The sequence below is a fragment of the Belliella filtrata genome, assembly GCF_022549775.1.
GTDB classification, from domain to species: Bacteria; Bacteroidota; Bacteroidia; order Cytophagales; family Cyclobacteriaceae; genus Belliella; species Belliella filtrata.
Genome location: NZ_JAKZGP010000010.1, coordinates 1 through 16,053, shown reverse-complemented (window position 1 = coordinate 16,053; position 16,053 = coordinate 1). Strand labels below are relative to the sequence as shown.

At 36.3% G+C, this 16,053-nt stretch carries 11 protein-coding genes; 4 read left to right on the top strand and 7 right to left on the bottom strand.

The window, feature by feature from the left end:
- Positions 1-2: 2 nt before the first annotated feature.
- Both MM239_RS05950 and MM239_RS05945 read left to right on the top strand, forming a co-directional pair.
- Positions 3-518 carry a GNAT family N-acetyltransferase gene (locus tag MM239_RS05950; protein WP_241347288.1) on the top strand — a complete coding sequence of 172 codons (516 nt, stop codon included), beginning with the start codon at positions 3-5 and terminating at the stop codon, positions 516-518.
- Positions 519-1,092: 574 nt separating this feature from the next.
- On the top strand, positions 1,093-2,052 hold the full coding sequence (locus MM239_RS05945; protein ID WP_241347287.1) for a ketopantoate reductase family protein: 960 nt from the start codon (positions 1,093-1,095) through the stop codon (positions 2,050-2,052).
- Positions 2,053-2,080: 28 nt separating this feature from the next.
- Here the strand turns inward: MM239_RS05945 and MM239_RS05940 are convergent, their stop codons facing one another.
- From MM239_RS05940 to MM239_RS05910, 7 genes are all read right to left on the bottom strand, one after another.
- Positions 2,081-4,123 carry a protein-disulfide reductase DsbD family protein gene (locus tag MM239_RS05940; protein ID WP_241347286.1) on the bottom strand — a complete coding sequence of 681 codons (2,043 nt, stop codon included), beginning with the start codon at positions 4,121-4,123 and terminating at the stop codon, positions 2,081-2,083.
- A gap of 45 nt (positions 4,124-4,168) precedes the next feature.
- Positions 4,169-5,254, bottom strand: coding sequence for a PLP-dependent cysteine synthase family protein (locus MM239_RS05935; RefSeq protein WP_241347285.1), 1,086 nt, complete (start codon positions 5,252-5,254; stop codon positions 4,169-4,171).
- Between the two features lie 319 nt (positions 5,255-5,573).
- A complete protein-coding gene (locus MM239_RS05930; protein WP_241347284.1) occupies positions 5,574-6,713 on the bottom strand; it encodes a TlpA disulfide reductase family protein in 1,140 nt (379 codons plus the stop codon).
- A gap of 29 nt (positions 6,714-6,742) precedes the next feature.
- Positions 6,743-8,134, bottom strand: coding sequence for a RagB/SusD family nutrient uptake outer membrane protein (locus MM239_RS05925; RefSeq protein WP_241347283.1), 1,392 nt, complete (start codon positions 8,132-8,134; stop codon positions 6,743-6,745).
- Positions 8,135-8,146: 12 nt separating this feature from the next.
- The gene (locus MM239_RS05920; RefSeq protein ID WP_241347282.1) at positions 8,147-11,434 is read right to left on the bottom strand and encodes a SusC/RagA family TonB-linked outer membrane protein; all 3,288 of its coding nucleotides are present in this window, start codon (positions 11,432-11,434) and stop codon (positions 8,147-8,149) included.
- Between the two features lie 27 nt (positions 11,435-11,461).
- Positions 11,462-12,490, bottom strand: coding sequence for a FecR family protein (locus MM239_RS05915; RefSeq protein WP_241347281.1), 1,029 nt, complete (start codon positions 12,488-12,490; stop codon positions 11,462-11,464).
- Positions 12,491-12,915: 425 nt separating this feature from the next.
- Positions 12,916-13,518 carry an RNA polymerase sigma factor gene (locus MM239_RS05910; protein WP_241347280.1) on the bottom strand — a complete coding sequence of 201 codons (603 nt, stop codon included), beginning with the start codon at positions 13,516-13,518 and terminating at the stop codon, positions 12,916-12,918.
- A gap of 967 nt (positions 13,519-14,485) precedes the next feature.
- Between MM239_RS05910 and MM239_RS05900 the strand changes: the two genes are divergently transcribed.
- Positions 14,486-15,316 (top strand): class I SAM-dependent methyltransferase, encoded by an 831-nt coding sequence (locus tag MM239_RS05900; protein WP_241347279.1) that lies wholly within the window; start codon positions 14,486-14,488, stop codon positions 15,314-15,316.
- Positions 15,313-15,531 carry a hypothetical protein gene (locus tag MM239_RS05895; protein WP_241347278.1) on the top strand — a complete coding sequence of 73 codons (219 nt, stop codon included), beginning with the start codon at positions 15,313-15,315 and terminating at the stop codon, positions 15,529-15,531. Before MM239_RS05900 ends, MM239_RS05895 begins: the two co-directional genes overlap by 4 nt.
- The last annotated feature ends 522 nt before the right edge of the window (positions 15,532-16,053 follow it).

Here is a 16,053-nt window from a genome sequence, read left to right as displayed (position 1 = left end):
TAATGAATATCAGACAAGAAACTAAAAACGATTTTAACGCAGTTTTTGAAGTGAATAAGCTTGCTTTCGGGCAAGACAGCGAAGCTAATCTTGTTGAATTATTACGACAGAGCGAGGCATTTATTCCTCAACTCTCATTGGTTGCGACATTGGGCAATAAAATAGTAGGACACATTTTGTTTACAAAAATCCAAATTATAAATGACGACAAAAGCGAAACAGACAGTTTAGCACTTGCACCGATGGCTGTTAGACCAGAATTTCAAAACAAAGGAATTGGCGGACAACTAATCAAACACGGACTCGATAAAGCAAGAGAACTGCAACACAAATCAGTTATTGTATTGGGACACGAACATTACTATCCGAAATTTGGTTTTATACCAGCAGAAAAGTATTATATCAAATCACCTTACGAAGTTCCGACAAATGTTTTTATGGCACTTGAATTAGTAACTGATGGACTTAAAAACACGAATGGATTGGTGAAATATCCGCAAGAATTTGACACAGTATAAAGACACCAGAAACAATGAACTGCTTACATTTAGCCCACTTTTCAAAAACCCATAATACCAATCCCTATCGGTAAGACCTGTTTGATTTAAAGTTCTATCATTGTTGCGAAAATTATCGGAATAGAGGCTGCTGTGTGTATCTAGGTGTATGGTTTGGCTACGCCAGACATCCGTAGGATGAAAGTGGTGCTAGGTTAGGTAATAAGCTAATTGGTAGATTTTAGAAGATGGTTGTTTAGTATTTTGCCTGTAATTAAGACATTTTGATTTGGTTCAGGTATAAATTCCTCAACCCAATATCTGAAGATTTGATTTTCTATAATGTCTTGGATTCAACCCTTGATTTCCTAGATCCTGTAAACTGATCCATAAGGAGAGGGGTTGGGTTTGATAAGTTTTAGAAAAGGTAGTTGGGCTTAGATGGGAAGATTAAAAAGGAAATGGGTAAATTAGGGTTGACTAATCAGCGCTTAAGCTTCGAAATCAGTTTAGATTAAGTGATTTTCTTAGCCTTAGTCAGAATTTTGGAAATGATAATGCTTCAATAATATTAATCAAACAAAATTAAACAATTATGAAAATTTGTTTTTTTGGTGTGGGTGGTGTCGGAGGATATTTCGGAGCCTTGGTCTCAAACAAGTTCAAAAATGAACATGAAGTCTATTTTATAGCTCGTGGAAGTCATAAAGATGCCATTTGTTCTAATGGATTAACATTAAAAAAAGCAGGAGGGGAAGAAATAATTTCAATTGTTCCAAAACTTTGTACAGACACTACCGAAAACTTGCCAATTTGTGATATCATTGTTTTGTCGGTAAAGGGTTATGATTTAGAAAAGGCAACAAAAGATATTGCTAAAATTGCGAACGAAAACACAATTATTCTTCCTTTACTTAATGGGGTTGATATCTACGAAAGAATTAGGAAGCATTTAAACATAGGAGTTGTTTTACCATCCTGCGTGTATGTCGGGACTCATATTGAAAGTCCTGGAATAATTTATCAAAAAGGAGGAAGTTGTAAAATTTCTATTGGGAGAGATCCTATGTTTCCAGAATTTTATCCTGAACAATTGCTTGATATTTTAATGGAATCCGATATTGATTATAGTTGGGAGGATGATGTATATGTTTCAATATGGTCAAAATATATGTTTGTTGCAGCATTTGGGTTAGTTACAGCAACATATAGCAAAACAATAGGTGAAATTTTAGCCGATAGCGAACTAAGCAAGCTTACAAAATCTGTTATGGCTGAAATTGAAAAAATCACAAAAAAGCTTGAAATACCTTTAAGTTCAGATATTGTTGAAAAATCTTTTAACAAAGCAAAGCAATTTCCCTTTGAAACAAAAACATCATTTCAACGAGATGTTGAAATAAAAGGAAAGAAAAATGAATTTGATTTGTTTGGAGAAACATTGATTCGATTAGGAAAAAAATTAAATATTCAAGCCCCTCAAACAAGATACATTTATGAGAAATTTCTTGAAACATCAAAAGAAAAAACAGGCAGTAGCACTACCTGTCTTTAATCATCGCTAAACATTATTTGGGTGTATATTACTGAAAAGCGTCTAATCCACTTTCTAGAAATGACTTGTATTTTGTAGCATCATAAATTGCACCTACAGGTTGAGTAAGTAATTTATCAACTTTGGGGTTGAGAAGCACATAATAAGGTTGTGCATTAGAATTGTATAATTGCGCTTGGAGATCACTCCATTTTTGTCCTAGGTTTTTAATCTTTTTCCCACTATATGCTGATATAAACTGTTCAGGAATGGGTAACATGGTTTTGTCATCTACATACAATTGAATCAATACATACTCTTCTTTAATGATCCTTAAAATATCTGGAACGGACCAAATAGAGGCTTCCATTTTTCTGCAGTTCACGCATGCATGTCCAGTGAAATCTATTAAGACAGGCATATTCACCTTTGCGGCATGGGCTATCCCTTCTTCAAAATCATAAAATGGATCCAAGTTCAATGGAGCATGAAAGTATTTAGCATACTTCCTTTCTAGATTCGGTATGTTTGATTTAGGCTCAACATGATGACTTGATGACAAAGCATTAGTATATAAATCAAAATCTTGAGTATGCTGAGGGGGAAGAAATGCAGATACTGCTTTTAATGGTGCTCCCCAAAGTCCTGGGATGAGGTAAATTGTAAATGCCAGAACAAGTATACTTAGAAATATTCTCGGGGTTGAGACTGTTAAAGAAGGACTATCATGGATGAACTTGATTTTACCTAACAGGTACATGGCAAGTAAACCAAATATTGCAATCCAGAGGACCAAAAATACTTCCCGGTCAAACCAATTCCAATGATATGCTAAGTCTACATTGGATAGGAACTTTAACGCCAAAGCCAATTCCAAGAAACCTAGTACAACCTTTACACTGTTTAGCCAACCTCCTGATTTGGGTAAGGATTTTAGCAAGGAAGGAAACATAGCAAATAATGCAAAGGGTGCTGCTAAGGCTATTGAGAAACCAAGCATACCAATTGAAGGTCCTAAATATTCCCCCATACTAGCGGCTTGAACCAATAAGGTGCCGATGATAGGCCCAGTACAAGAAAAGGAAACAATGGCTAATGTTGCAGCCATGAAGAAAATCCCTAACAATCCGCCTTGATCAGACTTTCTGTCAAGCTTGTTGGCCCAAGAGGATGGTAAAGTCAATTCAAAAGCACCAAAAAAGGAAGCTGCAAAAATCACTAATAACAAAAAGAAAAAGAAATTGAAGAATCCATTAGTAGATAAGGCATTCATTGCATCCGCGCCAAATATTACCGTAATGGCAAGACCTAAAAACACATAGATAACAATGATAGAAAACCCATATATTAAAGCCTTGCCTATTGCTGAACCTTGATCATTGCTTTTTGTAAAGTAACTTATTGTTAAGGGTAGCATGGGGAAAATACAAGGCATTAAAAGTGCTGCTAAGCCCCCAAGGAAACCCGCTATGAAAATTCCCCATAAGGAGTTTTTTAAATCCGTGATTTCTTCATCGCCACTTGCAGCACTTTGTGCTTGACTACCAGCATCTCCTGAAGTTGAGAACGAATTGTCTTGTAGTACTTCCTTGTCCAAACTCGATTCACCAAGAGCTATTGAAAAGTTTGTTTCTGCAGGTGGCAAGCAGTTTTCATCGTTACATGCCATAAATTCTATGTACCCATTAACTTGTGCTCCATCAGCATTTAATTTTACCTTTTGGGAAAAGATTGCCTCATGGTCATAATAGGAAATATTCATGTCAAATATTGCTTCAAATTTTTCAAGTGCACTAGATAGACTCTCTGTATTGCCAACCAACTCGAAGTTTGAGTTGCTTTCAATATGTATTCGAGTAGGAACTGGCCCTCCTTCAGGTATGGTAGGACTGTAAATGTGCCATCCTTTAGCTATAGTGGCTTGAAAGCTTATTTCATAAATATCTTGTTCTCCTGCTACTTTTTGCGTTGAAAAATGCCATTTGACGGGATCATGAATTTGACCAAAGCTAGGCGCTGTATGGGTGATCAAGCAGAAAATGAGGATAATTAGCGTTAGGTGATTGGCCTTGCGTGTAGTTAGTTGTTCCATGAATCTTATTTGGAATGTTTTGTTAATCTGGTAAAATCAAAGTGCTCAAAAGACATTTTTATGACTATCTGCTGAAGCTGATAACCTGCCCATACTTTTGAATCCAGTAAATTTTAAATGGTTTGAGAAATAGTCCATTTCTTTAGGTTCCGCTTTCATAAGGTCTGTGCTCAAATATTTTTTATTACAGTCAGGGAAAATGGTTACCACTATAGCATCATTTCCCAAATCTTCTAATAACTGCAAAGCCCCAATGAAATTGGCTCCTGATGATATGCCAACACCTAAGCCGAGAGATGATGCTATTTGTTGGGCAACAATAATGGCGTCACCATCTTTTGCTTTCAAAACAGGATCGAGAGCCGATAATTTTACAATGCTTGGAATGAACTCATCAGATATTCCTTGGATTCGATGGCTTCCAACTTTAAATCCCGTTGAAAGAGTAGGGGACTCATAAGGTTCCAATGGATGAACTTTAATACTTGGATTCAAGGATTTAAGCTTTTTACCTATTCCCATTACCGTTCCACCAGTACCTACGCCCGCAACAAAAGCATCTGGAACCAATCCATGGTTTTCTAGCTGTTGCAAAATTTCAGCTCCTGTAGTTACTTCATGTGCTTCAATGTTGAACTCATTCTCAAATTGGCGTGGAAGAAAAACATTTTCCCTACTGTTATATGCTGATTCTGCCATGGCTATGCTACCCAGAAAGCCTCCTTCTTCTTTTGAAACCAAGCGGATGTTTGCGCCCAGACTTTTGATGATATCTTTTCGCTCTTTACTCAGCCAGTTGGGCATGATAATCTCCACCTCATGTCCAAGTATCCGCCCAATGGCTGAAAATGCAATACCTGTATTGCCTGAAGTAGCTTCAATTATGATGTCTTTAGGCTTAATCAAACAATTGTTATAAGATTGATGCAATGTGTATAAGGCCATACGGTCTTTGATGCTCCCAGTAAGGTTGTATTGTTCACATTTTACAAATACTCGTCTTGGTTTATCTTTATAAATACATTGAATTTCGAGCATAGGCGTATTGCCTACTAATTGCCAGAGATAGTTGAATTTTGTTTGAAGTTCGTTGGTAAGGCAGATGGTATTAGTCAGTTGATCTACAATCATGGCAATAGTGTTTTAAGTCTTACTTGATTTGCGCTCAAGAGACTAGATTTAAATGAAATGAAAGTTTGAGATGAGGTGTTTATTAAAGCAACAATGTTTATTGTTGCTTTAAAGTATCGTAGTTACAGCTTGTGCTATGCAGTTTTTGTAATGATATGTTTTTGAATATTTTTTGATTTAGGCAGCTACAGCTTTGAAGCCTATATTTAGTCCAAACTAAGTTTCTGTTTTGGAGATATGCTGCCTAAGTGCATGTCTTAGGCAGCTGTTTTAGCTGATGTTTCCGATTTATCCAATATAATTTACAATTGAATTGTGCTTATAACGAAGCGCTACCCATCAATTCCTCGAGCTTCTCCTCCAAAGCATCCCCTCGTAAATTTTTGGCAATGATTTTTCCATCAGGATCTAAAAGAAAGCTTGTAGGGACCACTTTGATTCCAAATGAGCTGACAGCGATGCTGTTCCAGCCCTTCAGGTCCGAAAGGTTGGTCCAGTTTAGTTGATCCTTTTTTATTGCAGTCTCCCAAGGCGCTTTTTTATCATCAAGGGAAATACCTATGATTTCAAATCCATGCTCATGATACTTGTTATAGGCTGCAACCAAATTAGGGTTTTCTCTTCGACAAGGACCGCACCAGCTAGCCCAAAAATCAACTAATACATATTTGCCTCTAAAATCTTTAAAAGAAACCAATTCTCCTTTTGCATCTTCCAGCTCAAAGGCTGGTGTGACGCCAATGGCAGATTTGGCAGCTAATGCTTGACTTTCGTAGATCATTTTTCCGAATTCAGCGTCTTTGGCTTCTTCATCAAGCAGGGCGAAATATTCTCCTTCCTTTTCGATATTGCTGTATTGGCTGTACCTGTCGTAAATTACAAAAGAGCTGATCGGAGAATTGGGATATTTCTTTATGAAACTTTCTACCTCCTTACTCAAGGTTTTATCAATTGACCGAAGTTCAGCTTGAGCTGATGCTATCCCTTCTTCATTCTTATCATTGGTAGCTTTATCCAATTTTCGATAAATTTCCCCAGCATTATTTTGAATCTTTTTCCAAGCAGCTGTCCATTCGTTCAAATGATCCTGATAGTTACCTCCTTTAATAATTACTTGACTTGAGTCGATATCAATCTCAACTTGATCAAATAGTGCAATTAAAGGATACTTGTTGATTTTAGGGATTCGTAAAGCATAAATTCCTGCAGGGAAGGAATCATTTTCAAAATGAAATTGACCGTCTTTTACCCAAGTAGAATCCATTACCTCAATTTGACTACCGAATTTGACCAACGTTACTTGAATAGAATCCACTTCAATTTTCAATTGGCCTTTTATTGATAGCGTAGGAGGGATGTCTTCCTGATGGCTGTGAGTACCTTCGCATGAAACACAAATACCTAATAAATGTATAATGCATATTGCCCAAAATTGATATATTACTTTTGATTTTTTCATATTTAAATTGAATTAAAATGCTTATTGAATTATTGACCGTAGCCTGGATTTTGGTCTAAATTAGGGTTAGCCAACAGTTGATTTTGAGGAACTGGCCATAGTTCATTGTTTGCATCCCAAGAAGTGTTTTTAAAGTCTCCTAAAACCTGAGCAATTTTTCCAGTTCGCTTCAGGTCAAACCACCTATGGCCTTGTTCAGAAAAAAGCTCCTTTCTACGTTCTAGGGCGATCCAATCAAGGATAACTTCTTGACTCGGAAGACTTGTATATGCAGGGATACCTGCTCTCTCTCGGACTTTGTTGAGATCACCTATCGCGCCGCTTAAATTGTTTAAATGTGCGCTAGCTTCTGCCCTAATCAAGTATTGTTCGGCAAGCCTTAGCATGACCAAGTGCTCTTGAATACCATTAGGAGTTGAACCAGCTGCTTGATACTTAAAAGGATAAATGTAGGACTCTCCTAAGTGTTCGAAAGTACCTAGCCATGATAAGCGAGCGTCACCTTCCTCGAATGAATCTACTAGGGCAGTATTTACATAAAACAAAGGTTGATTGGTTGGTAGAAATCTACTTGACTCAATGGAATTGGAAGTAGGAGTAGCAGAGTTTTGAAGCTGCCAAATGGCTTCTGTACTTTCTACCTTAAACACCTCATCTGTCTCAGGCAGTGCATAATTGGCATTGATTACAGTAGTAGCTTTGTCGTATGCTTCTTGCCAATTTCCTCTGTAAAGGAAAATTCTTGCCAATAAAGCATTTGCAGCATGTTTGTTTACACGTGTTTTTCCTGTACCATAATAATCTTCGCCAAGCAGAGATTCAGATTCGGTCAAATCTTCAATGATTTGTTGATATATGACATCCACGGAAGTTCTAGGTAAACTACCTGTAACTTCATAATTTGTGGAAAGTACCAATGGTACAGCTCCCCAAAGATTAACAAGGTAATAGTAGTTCAAAGCCCTTAGGAATAGGGATTCCCCTAACATCCTATCTCTTTGAGATACATTGATCTGATTGTTATTTCTTAAGCCTTCTACGCAGGCATTGGTTTGGTAAATTGTCCTGTAGCCTGATGTCCAGACATTCTGTATACTAATGTCTGAAACAATTAACCTGTTGTTTTTGAAATTGTCAAATTCGGTACCGAAGTAATCTAATTCATCTGCAGCAATCCCAAGAACAGGGGATAGGTAAGCCCCATTGATAAGGTTGGGGGTGTTGGTACTGTTATACATATGCAGATAAATTCCTCTTACTGCGGCATCAGCAGTATTAGCAGATTTGAATACATTCTCATCTACAACACTTGTTCTGGGAGGATCCAAATCAAGAAATGATTCACAAGCAAAGAAAGTTGTTGAAAAGCACAATAGTAAGAGCGCTTGCTTAAGGCTATATGTGTTGATATTTTTGTTCATGTTGAGAGGGATTTAGAATGATACTTGTACACCTGTTGATACTACCCTCATTGGAGGAAGAATTAAACTACCCACTTCAGGATCTAAACCATAGTAACCTGTAATGGTAAAGAGGTTTTGACCTTGAACATACCACCTCAAACGCTGAAGCTTTAACTTATTTGTGAAAGCTTGATTAAAGGAATATCCTATAGAAAGATTTTTAAGTCTTAGGAAGGAGGCATCAGAAATCATGGCGTCTGATGCTGTGAAGTTGTTGAAGGTTATCCTAGCTACAGTAGAGTTTTGGGTACTTAGCCTAGGGAAATTGGTGATGTCTCCTGGGGATTGCCACCTGTCTAGAACCGCTAGTCCTTGGTTTGAAAGTGCACCAGGCATGGTATAGATCGGGATTTGACTTCTTTCTTGTACAGTAAACTGTATGAAAGCATTGATGTCCCAGTTCTTAAAATTTATTGCATTATTTATTCCTCCAAATAATTTAGGGTACCCTGGAGCTATGGCTGGCCTAGTTGCAAAATTCCCGACAAACTGACCAGAAGAATTAACATAGTCAGATTGTGCATATCCCGTTTCTGGATCGACCCCTTGGTAACTATAACCTCGAATAACAGTTACTGGTTGACCCAATAAATAAGTTCCACTGTACGAGGAATTTTCAAGGTCAGGAAACTCCAAAAGCTCATTATAAGGTAAGGTGAGGTTAAGGGAAGTAGTCCAACGTAAATTTTTATTTTGAATATTGGTACTTGTTAAACCAATCTCATATCCCCTGTTCAAAACTTTTGCAGGTAGGTTTGCTGTAACACTTGTAAACCCTGTTTGCGAAGCTAGGGAAAAGCCTACAAGCTGATTGTCCGATATGTTTCTAAAAAAACCAACTTCAAGCATTAATCTATCTTCTAAAAAACCTAATTCTAAGGCAATTTCAGATTTTTTTACCATTTCCCATTGAAAAGAAGGATTGCCAATATTTGAAGGTGCAATTCCATTTTGTCCTCCATAAGTCAAGCGAGAAATACTTGCCCATCTTGCCATGTATTGGTAAGTACCTATGCCCGTGTCACTGCCTGTTGTACCATAACTACCTCTAAGTTTTCCAAAACTTAAGGCTTTGAATCCAGACATAAATGGTTCATCCGAGAAAATCCATGCAGCACCCAAAGCACCAAAATTACCAAACCTGTTGTTTGGGCCAAACTTAGAACTCCCATCTCGTCTGAAAGTACCGTTAAGGATATATTTGCCTTTGAAATTATAGTTGACCCTTCCAAAGCCAGAACTATACCTGTATTCACTGTAATCATCACTCCAAAAAGTACGGGTGGCAGCAGCAGATAAGTTTTCCAATAACTCCTCACTGAAGTAATCAGTAGCACTAATGTAGGTTCCTTGGTTGACATTTTGCTGTAACGTGCTGCCTAATAACACTTGGATTTGTCCATCACCCACTTTTCGGGCATAGGAGATTTGAGGCTCTATGATATAACTTTCAAAAGAACTGTTTCCAAACTCAGCACTCCCTCTTTGGTTTTGAAGATTGGGATTTCTTGCTGAGAGTGGATTAAGGGATACTTGATCCATATCCATGTAATTGTAACCTATACTTGATTTTAGAATCAGATCGGGAAGCAATTCATAGCTAAGAACAGCATTACCCATAAGGTTTCTAGTCGTATTGGTCATTCTACGGTTGAATACAGCCAAAGGATTACTAACACCTGTAGTCCAATTAAGAGAGCCATCCTCATTGTAAGGATTGTAATTTGGAGGTAAGAAAATGTTCGTAGTCATGTCAGAAGGCACCTGCGTGTTTACTAAAAAGTTATAAGCTCCTGTGGCATTGATATTAAACTTTTCATTGACAGAGGTGTGGTTAATACCCATTCTAGCACTTGATCTAACCGTTCCAAAATCTCCAGGGTACACTGTTCCTTCATTTCTATAGCCACCATTGATGTTAAACTGTGTCTGAGAGGTTCCTCCACTTATGGTTGCTTGAACGTCGGTGATATTGGCAGTTCCACCGATTAATAAATCTTGCCAATCGGTGTAATGATTTTGATCCCAAGTCAATAAATCTGGCGCATTTGCGGCAGTAGGAGTAAGCCCATCATTTTCAAAAGCTTCACGTCTTAGTTCCAAATACTGTGCTGTGTTAAGCATATCGAATCTTCTGGTTACCTGTCCAGCCCCTCGATAGACATTTGCTTCAAAAGTTGTCTTTCCTACTTTCCCTCTTTTGGTAGTGATGAGTACAACACCATTGGCTCCTCTTGAGCCATAGATGGCTGTTGCATCAGCATCTTTGAGGATTTCAATGCTTAAAATATCAGAAGGGTTGATACTGTTTAATGGACTCTCTGAGCCAGCCGCAGGTGGAAGTGCCCCAAATACACCAAACTGATTCAATGTGCTTGGAGAAAAAGGTACTCCATCTACAACATATAGCGGGGTGCTTCCAGATAGTAATGAGTTTTGTCCTCGAATTACCACATCAAAATTACCTCCTCCAAAACCAGATCTTGGGGTAACCAAAACACCCGCAACCCTTCCTTGAAGTGCTTCTAAGGGGTTGGAGATAGGCTGTTGACCAATAACTTCAGCAGAGACTTTCCCAACAGATCCTGTGAGTTCCTTTTTTGTACTTTGACCATAACCAATGATTAAGACTTCATCCAGTTGACTGTCTGAAGGTTGAAGGCGAATGTCAAAACTTGATTGATTTCCAACTTTGGTTTCATAAGATTTGAAGCCAATGTAAGAAGCAATTATTTGAACCTCTTTGTTTGGGATAACCAAAGCAAAATGCCCATTAACGTCAGTTGCAATCCCTTTACCTGTATCTTTGATTACAACTGTAGCGCCAGGTAAACCTTCTCCTAGTTCATCTGTGACCCTTCCATTGATGTACATTTTACCGTCTAAAATTGAGTCTGTCGCTTCAACTGTCTGAAATTGACTGAGGTTGTTGCCTCGTTGATTTTTTGATGGTGATAACCTTCTCTGATCATTGTTACGCACAATGGTGTAGTGGTTTTTTTCAACATATAAAAACACCAAATCCAATGGATAGAGCATTTGCTTTAAAACTTCTTCTACATCTCTATTGGTAAATTGGGGTAGACTGACTTTTTTATCTTTCAATAATTCATTGTCATAAACGAACCTGGTGCCATAATGTGCCCCGATCTCTTTTAGGGCTGACTCCAGTGGCAAGTCTCTAACTTGTGCGTCTGCTAACCCTATTGTCAGACTGAAGCAAAGCAAGAGCAGCCATAAATTGTAAATTTTCCTCATAGTAAATTGTGTTGGTGGTTGATTAAGTTATTTGATTGTAATGTGATTTTTATTGACTGTAACCTCTTTTTCCAAAATGCTTGATAAGATGAACCTCACATCATTAGCTTTGGTGAGAGGGAATTCTCCATCTACTTTTTTATCTAATATTTGCTGATCCAAAACATGGAAAGTAACGCCATAAAAATCCTCTAGCTCCTCAAGCAACTCCTTTACTGGAGTGTCATCTAATTTGATGATTCGGTTTATCCATGCTATATCCGTATCTGGTTTTTCGATCATTTCCATGGTTTTAGTTTTTTCATGGAAAATGATGGATTCACCAGGTTTGGAAAGTAGTATAGGCTCTTCTTTGCGGGAAACATTAACAGCTACTAAACCAGAAGCTAGCGTTACCTCTTCGATATCTCTTCTCGATTTGACATTAAATGAAGTACCTAAGACGGCTATCTGAAGGTTTTGAAGATTTACTTTAAATTGTTCTGATAACTGTGGCTCACCCTGGCCATCGTGTAGGTGCTTGACATCAAAAAATACTTCTCCTTCAACCCAAACTTCTCTTATTCTGTCTTTAGTCCAATGCTTGTAATAGTTTATGCTGGAGTTGGCGCTTAAGGTGACAATGGATGAGTCAGGTAAATATATTTTACGAATTTCACCATATGCACTATACTCTTCAACTTTACTGTAATGAGATGCTATTTTATATGTTAAGAGCGTACTCCCTATAATAGCAACAAAAATTGCAGCCATTTTTAAAACGCTTCTTTTTAACAATTTATGTTGTTGTGTTTTTTGATCACTTTGCCAAGTCTTGTAATTTATAGCTTCCCATATCTTTTTCTTGCTATGAGGTTCAGGCTCAATTCTCTTAAAAGCATTGGCTGCTTGGATGTATCTTTTTGCTTTTTCTAGCTCCTTAATATTATCAGGATTAGTTTGAGCATAACTTGACCAGGCGTCTGGCACTTGTATGGATGCCTCTTTTACCCAAGCTATGAATGTAGGGTCATCGATAAAGTCTTGAAACAAATAAGCTTCTTTGGGTTTGCTCACTTTTTATTTGATTTAATGATCAATAATAGGACATTGAGTTCCGTGAAATTACCCCATGATCATTTGATATTTTTTTAATATTGTAAAATATAAAATCATTGATTGGTTATTTAACAGTATATATTCAATGTTTTTAATTAATATTAGATATTATATACTTTTATGAGTCCTGTTTTAAAATAAAATTCTAATTTTTTAAAAAATAAATTTTTTTCATAATTCTTATTATGAGGTAAAATTTGTAGCTTTTTTTGATAAATTCTAATATAAGTAAATTAATGTGGTATCATTTATTTTATTTTTGGTCAGAAAAATGAAATTTGATAGATTTTTAGTTTAAAAATTGGAAATAGTTCTATTTGTTATTTATTCTTTAAATAATGTAAAAAACAATAAAATATTTGTTTAATACAGGTTTTTTTAATCTATACTCTTTTCCAATATTCTAAAATGCTTAATAGGAGTGGTGCTGATATTCCCATCAGGTCTTTTAGGTTTGCCAAAGCCCTTGCAGACAGTTTATAGGATGCTTTTACAGTTATACCCATGATATCGGCAACCTCTTCTTGGCTCATTCCCTCAAAAAATTTGAGATACAACATCTCTTTTTGGCGACCTGTCAGTTTATTAAAGCCTTCCAAAAGTTTTGTGATCTGATCATCTTGAAGATGATCTTTAAAAAACTCGCTATCTACAGTATAATCTACCTTAAAGTTCAATTGAACTTCTTCTTGAGAAATTGGGAAAAATTTTTCAGACTTTTTGACTTCATTGAATATGGCATTTCTGATAGATACTAGTAAATAGGATTTTATGGAGCCCCTTATTTGAATACTTTCCCGCTTTGACCATAGTCTTATAAAAAGCTCCTGAATACAATCCTCAACCAGTTCTTTGTCATGATAAATCCTATATCCATATTCATACAGCGTTTGGAAATGGTCATTATATAGTGTGGACAAGGCAATTTTATTGCCCTTTTTTATCTCACTCCACAGCGTCTTACCTTTCTCTTCCTGAATTGACATACAATGAATATGGGCTACTAACTGAATTATGGGTTTAAATATTAGGCATTAATCCATGAAATCAAAATAAATTGGAATTGTTTGTTTCTATTTCTGCTTATTTATGGCATATTCTAGGTCTTTTTCATGTTATAGTCTTATTAGTTTAAGCAAGCAAAGCACCTATAGGTCTCTTTTTAATGAATTTAAAAATAGTATAAAATCCAGATGGCTTATTTAAAAGCAATTTTAAGAAATCGAAGAGCTTGACCTTTTTTGATTGAATAGGTAAGAAGGGCAGTTAACCAATTATAAGTTAATTTTTAAATCAATGAAAACGTTTGGTTGGGGCTCGATTTTGCAGAAAAAATGAATGTTCCTTCAATTATTTAAGTGATATGTTGAGGGCTCTCACAGGGCAAAGTACACAACAACATATTCCTAACAAATTAATTGAAAAGGCAAAAGAATCATTTTTTGCAGGATAGGTAGGTTGAATGGCAACCGAATAGATCTTTTTGCATTTTCTTTCTATAAAATAAAAACAGGTCCGAAAAGGAAAATCAGTTTAGTTGCTTTTCCAATCATGCTATAAAAAGAAAAGAGATTAAGCAGGTCTAACCTACTGCAATTGAACTCAAGCGCAGCTTTTCCCAATTATGTGAATTTTGTGGGAAGGTGAGAGCCCCCTTTTCTTGCCCTATAATCTTCAATTAAATCCAATATCTTGAAAAGTTTCAGTCAATTATTTCTATCTTTAAACTCTGTTTTACTAATACAACATATTATCTGTGTCCTTCTCTTAAGGATAAACTCTGAAAACGAGTAATAAATGAGGCATTAAATCATCCGATTTTTTAATGCGCAGATGATTATATCCAGTTATTTCATAAAATTTTAACCAATAGTTATCGATTATACATCGATTGCTTTGTCATTGTATAAAATGCTATGCATTTCTACTGTGATGATACAACAGTGATTAAAAATGAAAAGTAAACAGTTAATAAGCAGAAACATTGAGTTGTTCTATAATAAAGCGTCAGAAGAGACTAGGCTTGATAAAGGAATGGGAGTATTTGAGTTTGAAAGAATTAAGTTACTCATTGATAAGTATATCCCATTCCCAGCTTCAAAAATCATTGATATCGGAGGTGGAACAGAGAAATACGCAGAATGGCTTGCCCAAAGAGGACATCAGGTTCATTTGGTAGAACCAGTTGTCAAACATATTACATTGGCTCAAAAGAGGGCGCACAAATTGAAAAACAAGTTTTTTGTACACATGGGGGAATCGCGAAAATTGGAATTTCCCAACAATTTTGCAGACCTCATTATTTTACACGGACCTCTTTATCACCTTCAAAAAGTGGAAGACAGAGATTTAACCATCTCCGAAGCTAAAAGAGTCTTAAAAAATGGCGGAATTATATTGGGTTTTGCGATTAATTATACCGCATCAACTTTGGTAGGTCTTCTCAATGGATTAATTCACAAGAAGCCATTTTTTGAAATGTGTAAAGAGGAATTAACAACAGGAGTTCATAACCCACCAGATGAATTCCCATGGCTTTTGGCTGAGGCATATTACCATAAACCTGATCAGCTTAAAGAGGAGTTTTTAAATCAGGAATTAACCTATCTAAATACTTATGCAGTTGAAGGTATGGCATGGTTAGACAAAGATTACTTTACCAATATGATGGATGACAAAAAACAAAGACCACTATTGGAACTAATACAAATTACAGAAAATGACAGTTATCTTTTACCCTTTAGCCCACACATGATGATTGCAGTAAAAAAACAAACTACATGATGGAAAATAAAAATAGATATTATAACCTACTTAAAGTAGATAATGGTCGACATAATGAGATTGACTTAGGAGAAAAAATTGGTCTAAATGAAAAAGAAACAATGGGAATAATTGTTCAACTTCTTTCCGAGCATAGAGTTGAATATAGAGAAAATAGAGCTTGTAATTATAGGGTATTGAAAAAGTCGAGCAAAAAAAAGGCAGGTAACATTTAGCCCACTAGCCAAAATCCCATGCTTCCGATTACTATCGGTATGCCCTAATTGATGCATTCACCTATTAGGGTCGCCGATAGTGACCGTGAGGTCAGTGGGTGCCTTGTGCATTTATGGTGTTGAAGACCTCTAATGGATAAAGGGCGTGGTAGGTGGAAAAGTATGCTTATTGGTGGATTTTATGAAGTGGTTGTTTTAGTTTTTAGTTGTATTTAGGAGGTTTTTGGTTAGGGGATTGCATCCTCTAATTATAGCCATAGCTTGACTAAATCCAACTATGTTTAAATGCAATCTTGATTTAACTATTTATTATAGTTATTTTTTAGTTAGATTGCACCTAAACACTTTAGGTTACTCAATAAATAATATTAAATGTTATGAAAACATTTACTACTCTGTAACTACTCAGGTACATTATTTACTGACCAATATTCAAGTATTTGGAGTCTTGTGCTCCTTTGTAGCGTATTGACGCGTATTTGTATGTTAATGTACGAAAATCAGCTTTAAAGTTGGTTTATC